A 14,723-nucleotide genomic window follows, 5' to 3' on the forward strand; every position below is an offset into this window, starting at 1 on the left:
GAGGGCTTCGCAGGCCGTGGCGCGCGACACCGTGTCGCGGCTCGCGGCGACTGTACCGCAGACGCCCGACCTCAGTCCGCCTGCACGGGCGTCGCCTCGCCGCGCTGCGACGGAGCCGCGCGCCACTGCGCCGCCTCCCGGTGGATCGTCGCGCGCTCGTCCGGGCCGAGCCGCTCGAGCGCGCGTACCTGCAGCCGCGTGCGCGGGTTGGCCGTCAGCAGCGCCTCGTGGCGGAGCATGAAATCCCAGTACAGGCGCGTGTACGGACAGGCCTGCGGCCCGGTGCGTCGGCCGGGATCGAAGGCGCACCGCCGGCAGTAACTGCCGGCGCTCATGCGCTCGATGTAGCGCCCGCTGGCGATGTAGGGCTTGCTCGACATCAGGCCGCCATCGGCGTACTGGCTCATGCCGAGCACGTTGGGCATCTCCACCCACTCCACCGCATCCACATAGACGGCGAGGAACCAGCGATGCACCTGGGCCGGCTCGACGCCCAGCAGCTGGGCGTAGAGCCCGATCACCATCAGCCGCTGGATGTGGTGGGCATAGCCGAGGTCGAGTGTCTGGCGCAGTGCGTCGGCCAGGCACGGCATCGGGGCGTCCCCCGTCCAGTAGAAGCCGGGCAGATCGCCGGCGGCCTGCAGCGCGTTCGCATCCGCGTAGCGCGGCATCTGCGTCCAGTACACCCCGCGCACGTACTCGCGCCAGCCGAGGATCTGGCGGATGTAGCCCTCGGCCGCCGCCAGCGGCACGCGGCCTGCACGCCACGCGGCCTCCACCGCATCGACGACCTCGCGCGGGCCCAGCAGCTTGAGGTTCAACGCCGACGCGATCTGCGAGTGCCACAGCCACGGCGCCTCGGGCCACAGCGCATCCTGCCAGCGGCCGAAGGCCGGCAGGCGCTCGTCGACGAACCGGGCCAGCGCATCCAGCGCCTGCGCGCGCGTCACCGGCCAGGCAAAATGGTCGAGGCGGCCGGGATGACCGGCAAAGCGCGTCGCCACCAGCGCAAGCACTTCGCGCGTGATCGCATCGGGCTCGACCCGCAGCGGCGCCGGCAACGCGCCGGGGCCTCGCGCGTCGAAGGGCGCGCGGTTCTCGGCGTCGAAATTCCAGCGTCCGCCTGCGGGCGCGTCGCCGTCCATCAGCACGCCGTGCCGGCGGCGCATCTCGCGATAGAAGAACTCCAGCCGGAGTTCCGGCTGATCGCGTGCCCACGCGGCGAATGCACGCACGTCGCAGTAGAAATGCCGGTCCGGTTCGATCACCAGCGGCACGTCGGCGGAGGCAACGGTCGCGCGCAGCGCCTGCAGCACGCGCCAGTCGCCCGGTGCGGTCAGACGCACGCTGCGCGGGCGCAGTCGCGCGATCGCGTCGGCCAGTTCCGCGCCCAGCGTGCCGCGGTTGTCGACGTCGTCGAGCCGCCGGTAGTGGACCGTCCAGCCCTCGGCACGCCGGTCCCGGGCGAAGTGGCGCATCGCGCTCAGAAACAAGGCCGTGCGCGTCTTCGTCGACCAGACGTGGGTGGATTCCTCGGCGACTTCCGCCATCCAGATCGCATCACGCGCCGGGTCGCAGCCGTCGAAGGCGGCGGCCGACGCATCGAGCTGATCGCCGAGCACGACGACCAGATGACGGACGCCGGGCTCAGCCATCGGGGGCCGCTACGGGCACGGCCGCCGCGCCCTTGTTGCGCCGGCAGCGCTCGGAGCAGTAACGCACCTCGTCCCAGGTCTTCGCCCAGGCCTTGCGCCAGGTCATCGTGCGGCCGCAGACCGCGCAGGGCTTGCGGGGCAGGAAGGCCTTGTTGCCGGCGAAATCACGAGTGCGGGCAGGCGTCATGGGTGGGTCCGAAGAGTCCCGGGGCGGGGCGCGCGGCCATGATGCACAGCCTCGCCGTGCGTGCACAGTCGACGGCGCATGGGCGGGCGGCGCCGGCAAAGCGGTGCGGACCGCGACCGGCGACCACCCGGCGGATACACCCGCCCACAGTGTTAGGCGAGCGCGGCCGCCGCGTCCGCACGCGACGCTGCGCGGCATCGCCGGTACCATCCTCCCCCACCCCGACGCCCGGCGTCGCCGCACGAGCGGCCGCGCCACGCAGCGTCGACGCCGTCCACACATGAGCCGCGCCACATGACCACCGAGCCGATCCACACCTTCCGCATCGTTCCGTCGCTGCAGGCCCGCCAGCAGGCCGAACGCGAGACGATCCTCGCCGACCCCGGCTTCGGCACCCACTTCACCGACCACATGGTGGCCATCGACTGGACCGTCGACGCCGGCTGGCACGACGCGCACGTGCGCCCCTTCGGCCCGCTGACGTTCTCACCCGCCGCGGCGGTGCTGCATTACGGGCAGGAAATCTTCGAAGGCATGAAGGCCTTCCGCCATGCGGACGGTTCGATCTGGACCTTCCGCCCCGATGCCAACGGCCGCCGCCTGCAGCACTCCGCACGGCGCATGGCGCTGCCGGAACTGCCGGTGGACCTGTTCGTCGAATCGATCCGCCAGCTGGTGCGCACCGACCAGGACTGGGTGCCGGGCGGCGGCGAATCGAGCCTGTACATCCGGCCCTTCATGATCGCCAACGAGGATTTCCTCGGCGTGCGTCCCGCCCGCCGCGTGGCCTACTACGTGATCGCGAGCCCCGCGGGCGCATACTTCAAGGGCGGCATCAAGCCGGTGTCGATCTGGCTGTCGCGCGACTACGCCCGCGCCGGCCGGGGTGGCACCGGTTCGGCCAAGTGCGGCGGGAACTACGCCGCCTCGCTGCTGCCGCAGCGCGAGGCCGTCGCCAACGACTGCGCGCAGGTGCTGTTTCTCGATGCGGAGACGAACACCTGCGTCGAAGAGCTGGGCGGCATGAACGTCTTTCTGGTGCAGAAGGACGGCAGCGTGATCACTCCCGCGCTCACCGGCAGCATCCTCGAGGGCATCACCCGCGACAGCGTGATCCAGCTGCTGCGCGACCGCGGCCACACCGTGACCGAGCGCCGCATCGAGATCAGCGAATGGATCGACGGCGTGCGCTCGGGGGCGATCGCCGAGGTCTTCGCCTGCGGCACCGCGGCCAGCATCTCGCCGATCGGGGTGCTCAAGGGCCACGATTTCAGCGTGGGCGATGCCGACGCGCCGCCGGGCGAACTGACCATGGCGATCCGCAAGGACCTGCTCGACATCCAGTACGGCCGCGTGCCGGACCGCCACGGCTGGCTGACGCAACTGGTGTAAGCCCCCTTCCGGACATCCGGAGGACGGCGGATGCGCCTCGCCCGAGGCGCTCGCCATCCTCCTGGTGCGGCTGGCGCATCGCGATCTCCGCAGCCGTCGGCGCGATCCGCCGCGGTTGCTGAGCGCGGCCGCGACCGGCCGCCGCCACCGCTGCGCTCGTGCGACGACTCGATGGCGCCGCACCGGAGCCGTCAGATGCGCATCGGTCGCCGTGTCACGCGACCAGCGTCAACGCCGGCTGCGTCGCGGCGGGCGTGTCGACCACGCGGTAGCGCGAGACCTGGTCCACCAGCGCATTGGCCTCGTGCTCCAGGCTGCGTGCGCTCGCGGTGGCCTCTTCCACCAGGGCGGCATTCTGCTGGGTGGCTTCGTCCATGACGGTGATCGCCGTCTTGATCAGATCGATGCCCGCGCTCTGCTCGGCCGCGGCGACGGCGATGTCGGCCATCAACAGGTTGACCTCGCGGATGCGCTCCACCGTACGCGACATCGTGGCGCCCGCCTCCGCGGCGAGCTTCGCGCCGGCGTCGACGGTGCGGCCCGACTCCCCGATCAGGCCGCGGATGTTGCGCGACGCCTCGGCGCAGCGCTGCGCCAGCGCCCGGATTTCGGTGGCCACGACGGCGAATCCGCGACCCTGCTCGCCGGCGCGGGCGGCTTCGACCGCGGCGTTGAGCGACAGCAGGTTGGTCTGGAACGCGATGCCCTCGATGACCGCGGTGATCTCGGCGATCTCGTTCGCGCTGCGCTGGATGTCGCCCATCGTGCCGACCACACGGCCCACCAGCTCGCTGCCCGCTTCCGCCACCTGGGTGGCGTTCTGCGCGAGCGCCGTGCTCTGCCGGGCGTTCTCGGCGGTGGCGCGCACGGTGGCGGCGATCTCCTCCATCGACGACGCGGTTTCCTCCAGCGACGCGGCCTGGCTCTCGGTACGCGACGACAGATCCTCGTTGCCTGCGGCGATTTCGGTGGCCGCGGCATGCACCTGCGACGAGGCCGTCGACACCTGGGCCACCATGCGCGCCATGGAGTCGACCATCATGTTGATGTCGGCGCACAGCTCGGCCACGGCGCCGCTGCGTCCCTGCAGGGAGACCCGCCGGCGCAGATCGCCGCGGCCGGCATCCGCCACCACCTCGCCCACCTCGGCCACGGCCTGCGCAAGCTCGCGCTCGCGCATGACTTCCGCGGTGATGTTGGTCGCGTACTTCACCACCTTCCACGGCCGCCCGTCGGTGTCGAAGATCGGGTTGTAGGAGGCCTGGATCCAGATCTCGCCGCCGTCCTTGCCCACGCGGCGGTAGCGGCCCGCATCGAAGTGGCCCGACGCGAGATTGGCCCAGAACGCGCGATAGGCCTCGCCCTGCGGCTCGTCGGGCGGCAGGAACATCGCGTGGTGCCGGCCGCGAATCTCGTCCAGCGTGTAGCCGGTGGTCGCCGAGAAGTTCTCGTTGGCGTTCAACACCCGCCCCTGCAGGTCGAACTCGATCACCGCCTGCACCTTGGAGATGGCGGCCATCTGCCCGGAGAAATCCGCCGCCTCGCGCATCTGCGCGGTGATGTCGGTAGCGAACTTGACGATGCGGCACGGCGCGCCGGCCGCGTCGAGCACCGGGTTGTAGGACGCCTCGATCCACACCGGCGCGCCGCTCTTGGACAGCCGGCGGAAGCGACCGCTGTGGAACTCGCCGCTGCGCAGCGTCTGCCAGAAGCGGCTGTAGTCGTCGGAACGCGCATAGGCATCCTCGACGAACATGCGGTGATGGCGGCCGGCGATTTCCCCCAGGCTGTAACCCACCGTCGAAAGAAAGTTGCCGTTGGCGGTGCGGATGGTGCCGTCGAGATCGAACTCGATGATGGCCTGGGCCCGGTCGATCGCGGCGATCAGGCTGCGCGCCTCCGCCAGCTCACGCGCCGCGTCCACATTCCCGCGCGGGACCCGCCCGCCGAACCAACGCGTCACATCCTTGAAGCTCATAGGGCACCTGCCGTGGTCGGAGGGGCGGATGCCGCCTCCTCCGCGGTAACGGCAAGGGCGGACGGTTCTTGACGCCGCGTTCACGCCGCACGGGTGTCAGCCGACGAGCGGTATCCGATTGGCGCATCCGGCCGACGGAGTGCTCCTGCGCGGCGAGCCGGCGCTGATACGGCGCCGATGCAAGCCGGACAGACCGGCCCAGTGGTCCCAGCCCGAATGGCGAGCACCCGTCCCGCCTCCGCGCGGGATGCACCGCAGCCGAAACCGCCGGGTCGACGCTGGGCGGCCTGAGCCAGGCTGGATTCAGCGGACGTCGCTCGCATGCGCCGACCCGCCTCACCGGATGCAAGACAGCGCCCGGACGCCGGCCCCGCGAAGGGCCCGCCCGCTCGGGCCGGCCCCGGCACGCAGGCTGACGGGAACTCGGAACGGCGCCACCGGCGCCCTGCGCACAGCGGGCAGCGTCTCCCGGAACCGGCCGGGTGCCTCAGCTGTCAGACGCCGCCGGCGTCCTGCTTCCGTCGTTCGGCCTCGCGCTGCGCCTGTTCCTCCTTCTCGCGCGCGTCCTTCTTGGCCTGATCGTGATGCCACTTGATGGCGTAGAACATGCCCGTGCCGAGCACGACCACCTTGAAGACGATGAAGACGATGGGGAACCAGTCGTACATGGGGCTTCCGGGCCGGGCGTGGCACCCGTCACGATGGGGCTGCGCATGTGGGGATGCGATGCGACCGAGTGTCGCATCGCCGGCGTTTGCGTCGCTTGGCGGCCCGTCTGCGTGCGGATCCGGGGCCCGTACCGCCGCCGGGCGCGCCGCCCGAGGCGTCTCATCTTCTCCGCCGGGGCGAAGCGGCGGATCATGCCGCTGCCCTCGCCCGTCACCGGCATCAGCGCTTGACGAACCATGGCCCGCCGGAGCCTCCGGCGGCTGCACGCGGCTCTTGCACCGAAGTGACGTGTGGCAGGCACCGCCGCCTCAGCCCGGCGCCTTCGGATTGCGGACCACCGACTTCAGCGCCGTCTTCGCCTTGGCGTGGAACGTGAGCCCGGCCGCCGCCGGCGACGCCTTCCAGGCTTCGTAGTCTTCGTCCATCTGCGCGCGCTCCTCGGAGGAGAACAGCTGGCGCGCGGCCTTGAACATCTCCTTCTCTTCCTCGTCGGCGTGGTGGGTGATGAACTCCGACAGCACCTTCACCGAGCCGGCGAACTGGCGCGAGGTCTTCTCCGAGGCGTGCAGGTCGGGCAGCACGGTCAGCTCGACCGCGCGATGCTCCTGGATGGCCTCGGCGTGCTGCAGCAGCTGGTCGTGCGACGCGCGCTCGGCAAACGCCGGGTAGAACACCAGCTCTTCCCATTTCGCATGCGGAATCAGATTCGCCTCGATCTTCTCCAGCAGCTCGGCGCGCGTCTTCTCGGCGCGGTCGGTGGTGGCGTTGATCTGTTCGAACAGCGTCTTGAGTTGGGCGTGTTCGTCGGCGAGGGTCTTGAGGATGTCACGCATGGGCGGGGTCCTGACAGGCGGGATGCCGAAGAAAGCGCACACTGGGCACGCGGCTCGTGAAGGCCGCCCGCTGGACCTCGGGCGCGCGTGCGCAAAGTGCACAGCGCCGCGCTACTACGCGCACGGGGTCTCGTCGCCGTCGCGGACGTGAGGGCGCGCGCCGGGAATGCCGGGGGGCTCACACCGTTGCGCGAGACGCAGTTGGACGCGGTGGTGCCAGGGCTGCGCACGCGGCCCGCCGGACCATCGCGTGCCCGCCCGCATAGTGGACGCGCGGCGGTGCCCGACGTCGCCATCATCTGCGGCCATCGGCCACCGCGCCGACTCCCAAGCGCGCCACCTCGACAGCATCGACATCGACGGCGACCCGCCGACGATGTGCCTGGCGGCCCGCCCTCGCGTGACACAGGCGCGATCAAGGCTACGAACGCCGGCTTGCCAGCCGTAGATCCAAGTGACGACGCACCCGGCAGCGCCACCCTAGGGACGGGACGCGTCCCCGCCCTCGCCCGTGTCCAGCGTCTGCCCTGCGAATGTCTGGTCGTCCTCGAGCACGCACTCGTCCGGCAACCCGTGGGCGCTGGCGATCCGGTGCAACTGCTGGTTCAACCAGACCACATCCCCCTGTGCAAGACGGTCGCGCAATGCGAGCGCCGCATTGCACAACGCCGCGATCTTGCGCAGCTTCGCATCCTGCCTGCCCTCGATGCGCGTGAGCTCGGCTTCCAGGTCAACCAGGGCCGCCGTATAGACGGCCTTGTCGTTCGGGTGCATGTGCAGCGCTCGAAGGGGGACGGCCCATGGTGAACCTGCCTACGTGAAACGTGCTCATACACCGCGCGTCGGCCCCGGCTGCGCCGGGGCCGCGGCAGCGTCGCTCAGCTGCGGAGCTTCAGCGTGGGGTGCTCGTCCAGCGTGCCGTCATCGCGGATCACCACGTGCCGTGTGCCGTCCCGGTCGAACAGCACCGGGATCGGCGCCTGGAACAGCGGGCGGCGCACGAAGGCCAGCCGCCAGCCGAAGATCTCCAGCGCTTCCGCCGTGACGAGCTGGGCCGGCAGCAGACCTTCACGCAGCTGGACGGTGTCCGGCGGCTGCCCGGCGCCGCGGCGCTCGGGCGTGCGGCGGGCCGGCACTTCGGACTGGGCTGTCCAGGGGCCGGCGACGACGGTGGAGTGCGCAGGGTGCGGCATCGGGAGGCTCGAAAAACAGATCACCCGGCCTCCATGCAAGCCTCGTGCCGGAACTGCGCAGGCGGCTCGTCCCGCCCCGCTTGTCACTTCGGCAACACGTGAACCTGGAACAGGTGTTCCTACCAAAACGTTGTTCCTCGGAGGCCCCGCCGCGGCGCATGGCCGGGGTGAACGGTCCGCCCGAGCGGTGGGGGCCGTCAGCGGCCGACGATGCCCAGCCGCAGATTGCGCTGGATCGCCGCCGCCATGCGCTCGTCGACCCCCGCCTGCTCGGCGAACCGCAGCCACTGGCTCACCTGCCCTTGGATCTCGTCGATCACCGCCCGCGCCCGCGGCGGTTTGAAGCCGCAGAACACGCCGAACCGCACCAGATCGTCGAGCGCGAAATGATCGCGCTTGCCGTTGAGGCTCATCTGGTGCTGGTGGGTCCAGCTGCCGTCCGGGTTGTAGGCGTAGCTCACGTCGAAGGCCGGCGACAGCCGCCACTCGCCCGCGCGGTTCATCAGGAAGGCGATGTTCTTGACGTGGTCGTCCTGGTTGCGGATCAACACGTTCAGCACGGCACGGCGGAACTGCTGTTCGACATCCAGCGCCGGCAGCCCCAGCCTGCGAATGGTCTCCACGGCCTGCTCGTACGAGTAGGCGCCGGCCGCGTTGAAATCGAAATGCCGCATCGCCGCCAGCGACTGCATGTGCAGCTTGCGGCCGCCGGCACTGCGGTCGAAGCGACGGGTCATGAAATGCGCCCGCCCGCCCTCGCGGTGGATGCGGCATTCGCTCATGTCGATGCCGGCGGCCACGGCCAGCAGGTGGAAGCCGTACTCCACCAGGCCGAAGCCCTGGGGGTCGGCCAGTTCCTTGTCACGGTTGCCGGAAATGCCGTCGAACTTCAGCAGCCAGTACGAGAACCCCTCCCCCGCCTTGACCTGCCCGGAGCGGAACTCCCCGCTCTGCGGGTTCCAGGCCAGGATCGCCTTGGCGCGGGCGCCGCCGGCCGAGGTGCCCACGCGCAGGATGTCCTCCAGCGCGGCCTGGTCGTCCTCGCCGCCCAGCACGCCGGCCAGTTGCCCGCGGTGATTGAGCACGTCGTTGGCCAGGCGGGTGAGCGCTTCGATGTCGACCGGGCGCGATCGCCCCGCCACGCCGGGCAGCATCGGATGGAACTCGAGCGCGCCCATGCCGCGGGTGCCGATGTAGCACAGCCGCTCGACCGGGTTGAACCCGCCGGCCGCCCGGCCCTGCGCCACCAGCCAGGCATCGATCAGCGCATTGCCGAACCTGTCCGGCAGCGCGTCGGCCAGCATGCCGGGCAGGCCCTTGAAGGCCTCCCGCGACAGGCCCGGAAACTCGTAGGGCTCGGACCGCAGCGGCATCTCGATCGGCGCCAGCTGGATGCCGCTGTCGACGAACTCCGGCATGTACTGGAACGCCGCGACCCCGCGCTCGGCCAGCCAGCTCACCGCGCCGATGTCCCGCCCCCAGAGCCGGACGGTCGCATCGGTCACGCGCCCGTCTCCCCGGCGTCGTCATCGCCATCGTCACCCCAGGCCCAGTCCGTCGCCTTGGCCGGCGCCTGCGTCTCGCGCGCACGGCGACGCTCGCGGCCGCCATGCCGCACCCGCTCCACCGGCCGCACGGCCGGATCCGGCAGGCTGTCCAGCAAGCGTCCGTCCAGGCCGAGCACCGCGAGCACCCGCAACAACGTGTTCACCGAGGTGTTCTCGCCCGCCTCCAGGCGCTTGATGCTGCTGACCGACGCCCCCGCCTCCCGGGCCAGATGTGCCTGGGTGAGGTTGCGGCCCAGCCGCAAGCCGGCCAGCCGCGCGCCGAGCGCGCGCTGGACGGCCTCTGGTGATGCCGTCGCGTGTTCGAGATAGCGGCTCATATCAGCACCCTTGAGCGCGGAATCGCGTCTTGTGGGTCATATAAGAGCTTAAATTAATATCTGTCAAGAGTTCACTTATGCGCCCTTATCAGCCAATTATGACTTAAGGGCTGATATACGATCCCTAAAGACCTGCCGGGACCAAAGCGTCGTGCCGATGCGCGTCACTGCGGCGTCCAGTGCGGTCGCACACCCCGGGACGGCCCGCTCGACGCCATCGGCTGAGTGCCGATGGCGTATGTCACGCGTTGGCGCATGCTGCTCGCGTGTGCCCGGCTGGCGAAGACCCGCAAACCGGTCCCGATGGACTTCCAATCCCTCGGATGCGAATCGGCAAACGCGCTTGGCACGGGCCGCAGCGGGTGACAAGCGCTTCGCCGCCGGTATCGGCAGCACCCGGGGCCGGTCCCCGGGCAGATCAAAAAAAGCCCGGCACAAGACGTGAAGCTGGAACCGCTAACGCCAAAGAAATTCAACGGTGCATGTGCGTTGGATTCTGTTTGACGTTGGCGCGAAGTGCTTCGTACAGCTGACCCGGCCCCAGCAGGGTGTCCATCAGCCCATCCTGCACGCGCTCTGACGCAAGCGCCTGTCCGCTCATCACGCCATGCGCTTCGAACGCGTCGATGATCGCGTCCACCAGCGCACGGCGCAGGTCGGGCGAATTCGCAAACTGTTCCTTCGAGTTGTCGATCGCCTGCCGCGCGAGCATGTCGTTCTCGAGCAGCTTGCCCTTCAGCGTTCCGTTGACGTACTGCAGCTGGTCCTCGTCGCTCAACTGTCCTTCGAACAGGCCGTTCACCCGCTCGATGATCTCGCGCAGATACGCCTGCTCCTTTTCCTGCACACGGCCGCTGCCCACCGCATCCACAGGCGACAGCGGATAGCTGCCTTTGGCATCGAGACTGAGCGTCTGTGCGCCCCGGCTGCGAAGCGTGTGGTGGGTCAGTGCCACCTTCGACAGGTCCACGGTGTCGCGCTCGCGGCCGAATTCCAGCAGCGGCAACAGGCGCCGGTAGAACAGAAAGCGCTTTTCGATCTCCGTGTTGCCGTAGTCGAACATCTGCGACAAGAACGCATACAGGCGCACAAAGGCGCCCATGTCGCCCTTGAAGAGCACCAGCGCATCCAGCGTGTCCTTGGCCTCGGCCGCTGCGGCAGAGTCACCGCTCGCGTCTGCCGCAGTCCGGGCCTGCATGGCCGCCTTGTAGCGTTTGAGCAGGCGGTCGGCCACTGGTTGCAGGGCCGCCGCCAGCTGCGACTGCTTCGCCTGCGGGTCTAGCTCCACCTTGGCCACCCGCTCCACTTCGAAATCATCGTAGTGCCCAGCCGCATCGAGCTTGGCGCGCAGGTCGTAGACCAGGTTGGGATCGGTGGTCGCCTCGAGTGACGCGGTTTCGTAATAGGTGCGGAAGGCAGCAAGGATCTCGCCGGTGTCGTTCTGGAAGTCGAGGATGTAGGTCGTGTCCTTGCCCGGATACGCGCGGTTGAGGCGCGACAACGTCTGCACGGCCTGGATGCCGCCGAGTTTCTTGTCCACATACATGCCGCACAGCAACGGCTGGTCGAAGCCGGTCTGGAACTTGTTGGCCACGAGAAGCAGGTGGTAGTCCGGCCCGGCAAAAGCCTCGCGGATGTCGCGGCCCTTGAGCCCGGGATTTAGCAGTGAGTTTGATTCGGTCACGGCTTCCGGATAGCTCTCGGGGTCATCCACCTCGCCTGAAAACGCCACCAGCACACCGAGCGGATAGCCCTGACGTTCCAGATAGGCGCGGATCGCCTTCTGCCAGCGCACGGCCTCGCGCCGCGAGCCCACCACCACCATCGCCTTGGCGCGGCCATCAAGCAGCGGCCGCACGTTCTCGCGGTAGTGCTCCACCACGATCTGCACCTTGGCGGCGATGTTGTAGGGGTGCAGGCGCACCCACTGCATGATTCCCTTCATCGCCGTCGAGCGCTCGACCTCGGTGTTGTCGAACTCCTGCCCGTCGTGCGCCAGACGGAACGCCAGGCTGTAGGGCGTGTAGTTCTTCAACACGTCGAGGATGAAGCGCTCCTCGATCGCCTGGCGCATCGAGTACACATGGAACGGCTGGGGCAGCCCGTCCGGCCCGGGCCGGCCGAACAGCTCCAGCGTCTTGCCCTTGGGTGTCGCGGTGAAAGCCACATAAGTGAGGCCGGATTCGGCGCTGCGCGCGCCCATCTGCGCCTGCAGCACGGTTTCGCTGTCGATCTCGCCGCCGTCCTGCAGCTCGGCCCACTCCTGGGCGCTGAGCAGTTCCTTGAGCTTGGCCGCCGCCTGTCCGGTCTGCGAGCTGTGCGCTTCGTCGGCGATCACCGCGAAGCGCTTGCCCTCGGTGGCCGCCAGTTCCTGCACTGCCTTGAGCGCGAACGGGAAGGTCTGAATGGTGCACACGATGATCTTCTTGCCGGCCTTCAGCGCCTCGCCCAGCTGCGCGCTCTTGCTGCCGTGTTCCCCGGTGATGGTGGCCACCACGCCGGTGGTACGCTCGAAATCGAAGATCGCTTCCTGCAGCTGCGTGTCGAGCACCGTGCGGTCGCTGACCACCAAAACGCTGTCGAACACCTTGGCGTTGGCTGCATCGTGCAGATCGGCAAGGAAGTGCGCCGTCCATGCGATGGAGTTGGTCTTGCCCGAGCCTGCCGAATGCTGGATCAGGTAGCGCTGCCCTGCCCCGTTCGCGCGCACATCGGCGACCAGCTTCCGGGTCGCATCGAGCTGGTGGTAACGCGGAAAAATCACCGTCTTCAGGCGCTTCTTCTCGTCGCGCTTGCCGATGAGGTAGCGGCCGAGGATCTCCAGCCAGCTGTCGCGCGCCCACACCTCTTCCCACAGGTAACGCGTGGCAAATCCGCCCGGGTCCGGCGCATTGCCTGCGCCGCCGCCGTTGCCGCGGTTGAACGGCAGGAAGAACGTGTCCGTGCCGGCCAGCCGCGTGGTCATCATCATTTCGGCTTGGCTCACCGCGAAGTGCACCAGCGCACCGCCCGGGAACGACAGCAGCGGCTCAGGCACGCCACCCTTGGGATGCGGATTGCGGTCCAGCCGGTACTGGTCCACCGCATCGCCCACGCTCTGGGTGAAATCGGATTTCAGCTCGGCCGTCGCCACCGCGATGCCGTTGACGAACAGCACCAGGTCCACGCAGTCGTTCGGGCGATTGGGCGAGTGCTTGACCTGCCGCACCACGCGCAGCCGGTTGGCCGCGTAGTGCTGCTCGATCACGGCATTGATGGCCAGCGCCGGGCGGAACTGCACCAGCGACAGCGGGCGCTTGAGCCCCACCATCTCCACGCCCCGGCGCAACACGTCCAGCGTGCCGCGCTCGTCGAGGTTCTTGCGGATGCGCTCCGCCAGCCGCGCCGTGGCCTGCGGCCCATGGGTCTTCGCAAGTGCCTCCCAGCTCTCTGGCTGTGCGGCCTGCAGCCAGGCCACGAGGTCCGGCAGGTATAACGCGGTCGGCCGGTCGTAGTGCGCGGCGTCGCCGTCCGCGTACAGCCAGCCGTTGCCGGCCAGGTGTTCGCAGATCTCGCACTCGAAGTGGTGTTCCTGATGCAGGTTCATAAGCGGGCCTCCCCCTCGGCCACGACATCATCCGTGAAAAGTCGCACATACGGTTCGTAACGGAACCGGCGGTTCCGCGCGAAGCCGGTCATCTCCATCAGGATCCCTAGTTCCACAAGTCGTGCGACCAGCGTGTTGGCGGCGGGATAAGTAGTTCCCGTCATCGCCCGTACGTCGGACACCGTAACGATCGGGCGGTCGTACAGACTCTCCAACACCCGATGGCCGTTGCCGGCAGCGCGCCCCAGCCCGTCCGTGATCGCAAGCCGGTGCTGCTCGCGCAACAGCTGGATCCTGCGGGCGGTTTCAGCCGCCTCGCCCGCCACCTCCACCACGCCGTGCAGGAAGAACTGCAGCCACTCCTCCCATGCTCCTCGGTCGCGAACCGCTTGAAGATGCTCGTAATAGGCCTGCCGGTGCCGGCGGAAATAATGGGACAGATACAGCACTGGTTTGTGCAGCACACCGCTCTCGGTCAGCAGAAAGGTGATCAGCAACCGTCCAACGCGGCCATTTCCATCCAGAAACGGGTGGATGGTTTCGAATTGCACATGCGCCAGGGCGATCCTTACAAGCGCGGGCAGATCGTCCACCGCATGGAGGAAGCGCTCCAGATCACCCAGCGCCTGCGGCACGTCCTCGTGCGGGGGTGGCACAAAACTCGCCGTTGCGAGGGTGCAGCCCGCCGGGCCGATCCAGTTCTGGCTGCGACGCAGCTCGCCTGGCTGCAATCGCCCGCCGCGTACCCCATCCAGTAGCACGCCATGGATTTCGCGGATCAGGCGGACCGAAACCGGCAGCGCCGCCAGCCGGGCCAATCCATGCTTCATCGCACGGACGTAGTTGACCACCTCGTCCACATCGCGCGGCATGCTCTCGTCGAACAGGTCGGCCTCGGCCGCCAGCAGATCCTGCAGAGAACTCTGTGTGCCCTCGATCTGGCTGGAGAGCACGGCCTCCTTGCGCACATACATGAAAACGAAGAGATCGGGGTTCGGCAGTGTCAGTACCGAACCATCCAGTCGCCCGAGTGCGCGGTCGGCCTGCGACAGCAGTCCCTGCAATGGCCCGGTCAGGGTAAGGGCCGGTTCGGGCGGCAGGGGCGCCGGAGAGAACGCGCTGTATCCGGTGGGTTGGCGCAGGTAACGGCCTGCACGCGTGGATTCGACCTGCTGGGGCATACGCAATCCTGGGATGCGCACGGGGCGGAGTCGCGTCCATGCGATAGGCAGCGTTTACTATATCGGCCGCATCGCGCTGTGTTCAAGGCAAGGTTGAACAAGCGCGTTGAGCGGCGTACAGGCTCAATCGCCGTTTTCCGATCGCGCTCTCGGCGCGGCATAAG

The 14,723-nt window shown here is 68.7% G+C and carries 12 protein-coding genes; 1 reads left to right on the forward strand and 11 read right to left on the reverse strand.

The window, feature by feature from the left end:
- Positions 1–71: 71 nt before the first annotated feature.
- Both PQS31_RS00225 and PQS31_RS00230 read right to left on the reverse strand, forming a co-directional pair.
- The gene (locus tag PQS31_RS00225; protein WP_272760669.1) at positions 72–1,655 is read right to left on the reverse strand and encodes a cryptochrome/photolyase family protein; all 1,584 of its coding nucleotides are present in this window, start codon (positions 1,653–1,655) and stop codon (positions 72–74) included.
- On the reverse strand, positions 1,648–1,842 hold the full coding sequence (locus PQS31_RS00230) for a DUF2256 domain-containing protein (RefSeq protein WP_272760670.1): 195 nt from the start codon (positions 1,840–1,842) through the stop codon (positions 1,648–1,650). Before PQS31_RS00230 ends, PQS31_RS00225 begins: the two co-directional genes overlap by 8 nt.
- A gap of 294 nt (positions 1,843–2,136) precedes the next feature.
- Between PQS31_RS00230 and PQS31_RS00235 the strand changes: the two genes are divergently transcribed.
- Entirely contained in the window at positions 2,137–3,234 is a 1,098-nt protein-coding gene (locus PQS31_RS00235; protein ID WP_272760671.1) for a branched-chain amino acid aminotransferase, read from the forward strand.
- Between the two features lie 214 nt (positions 3,235–3,448).
- Here the strand turns inward: PQS31_RS00235 and PQS31_RS00240 are convergent, their stop codons facing one another.
- The 9 genes from PQS31_RS00240 to PQS31_RS00280 all read right to left on the reverse strand — a co-directional run bounded on the left by PQS31_RS00240 (position 3,449) and on the right by PQS31_RS00280 (position 14,559).
- The gene (locus PQS31_RS00240) at positions 3,449–5,158 is read right to left on the reverse strand and encodes a methyl-accepting chemotaxis protein (protein ID WP_272760672.1); all 1,710 of its coding nucleotides are present in this window, start codon (positions 5,156–5,158) and stop codon (positions 3,449–3,451) included.
- A gap of 548 nt (positions 5,159–5,706) precedes the next feature.
- Positions 5,707–5,880: a hypothetical protein gene (locus PQS31_RS00245; protein ID WP_272760673.1), complete on the reverse strand. Its 174-nt coding sequence runs from the start codon at positions 5,878–5,880 to the stop codon at positions 5,707–5,709.
- 309 nt (positions 5,881–6,189) lie between these two features.
- Positions 6,190–6,714, reverse strand: coding sequence for a hemerythrin domain-containing protein (locus PQS31_RS00250; RefSeq protein WP_272760674.1), 525 nt, complete (start codon positions 6,712–6,714; stop codon positions 6,190–6,192).
- Between the two features lie 480 nt (positions 6,715–7,194).
- A complete protein-coding gene (locus PQS31_RS00255; RefSeq protein WP_272760675.1) occupies positions 7,195–7,488 on the reverse strand; it encodes a hypothetical protein in 294 nt (97 codons plus the stop codon).
- Between the two features lie 104 nt (positions 7,489–7,592).
- Positions 7,593–7,907 carry a hypothetical protein gene (locus PQS31_RS00260; RefSeq protein WP_272760676.1) on the reverse strand — a complete coding sequence of 105 codons (315 nt, stop codon included), beginning with the start codon at positions 7,905–7,907 and terminating at the stop codon, positions 7,593–7,595.
- A gap of 197 nt (positions 7,908–8,104) precedes the next feature.
- Entirely contained in the window at positions 8,105–9,412 is a 1,308-nt protein-coding gene (locus PQS31_RS00265; RefSeq protein WP_272760677.1) for a type II toxin-antitoxin system HipA family toxin, read from the reverse strand.
- A complete protein-coding gene (locus PQS31_RS00270; protein WP_272760678.1) occupies positions 9,409–9,792 on the reverse strand; it encodes a helix-turn-helix transcriptional regulator in 384 nt (127 codons plus the stop codon). The genes PQS31_RS00265 and PQS31_RS00270 overlap by 4 nt, the downstream gene beginning before the upstream one ends.
- Before the next feature lie 472 nt (positions 9,793–10,264).
- Positions 10,265–13,378 carry a DEAD/DEAH box helicase family protein gene (locus PQS31_RS00275; protein WP_272760679.1) on the reverse strand — a complete coding sequence of 1,038 codons (3,114 nt, stop codon included), beginning with the start codon at positions 13,376–13,378 and terminating at the stop codon, positions 10,265–10,267.
- Positions 13,375–14,559 carry a Fic family protein gene (locus tag PQS31_RS00280; protein ID WP_272760680.1) on the reverse strand — a complete coding sequence of 395 codons (1,185 nt, stop codon included), beginning with the start codon at positions 14,557–14,559 and terminating at the stop codon, positions 13,375–13,377. Before PQS31_RS00280 ends, PQS31_RS00275 begins: the two co-directional genes overlap by 4 nt.
- Between the last annotated feature and the right edge of the window lie 164 nt (positions 14,560–14,723).

Source organism: Luteimonas sp. BLCC-B24 (genome assembly GCF_028550595.1).
Classification (GTDB): Bacteria; Pseudomonadota; Gammaproteobacteria; order Xanthomonadales; family Xanthomonadaceae; genus Luteimonas.

Coding starts and splice junctions, on each gene's coding strand:
- PQS31_RS00255 (WP_272760675.1), bottom strand. CDS start 7,488: ATGCACCCGAACGACAAGGCCGTCTATACGGCGGCCCTGGTTGACCTG.
- PQS31_RS00245 (WP_272760673.1), bottom strand. CDS start 5,880: ATGTACGACTGGTTCCCCATCGTCTTCATCGTCTTCAAGGTGGTCGTG.
- PQS31_RS00275 (WP_272760679.1), bottom strand. CDS start 13,378: ATGAACCTGCATCAGGAACACCACTTCGAGTGCGAGATCTGCGAACAC.
- PQS31_RS00280 (WP_272760680.1), bottom strand. CDS start 14,559: ATGCCCCAGCAGGTCGAATCCACGCGTGCAGGCCGTTACCTGCGCCAA.
- PQS31_RS00230 (WP_272760670.1), bottom strand. CDS start 1,842: ATGACGCCTGCCCGCACTCGTGATTTCGCCGGCAACAAGGCCTTCCTG.
- PQS31_RS00235 (WP_272760671.1), top strand. CDS start 2,137: ATGACCACCGAGCCGATCCACACCTTCCGCATCGTTCCGTCGCTGCAG.
- PQS31_RS00270 (WP_272760678.1), bottom strand. CDS start 9,792: ATGAGCCGCTATCTCGAACACGCGACGGCATCACCAGAGGCCGTCCAG.
- PQS31_RS00260 (WP_272760676.1), bottom strand. CDS start 7,907: ATGCCGCACCCTGCGCACTCCACCGTCGTCGCCGGCCCCTGGACAGCC.
- PQS31_RS00250 (WP_272760674.1), bottom strand. CDS start 6,714: ATGCGTGACATCCTCAAGACCCTCGCCGACGAACACGCCCAACTCAAG.
- PQS31_RS00225 (WP_272760669.1), bottom strand. CDS start 1,655: ATGGCTGAGCCCGGCGTCCGTCATCTGGTCGTCGTGCTCGGCGATCAG.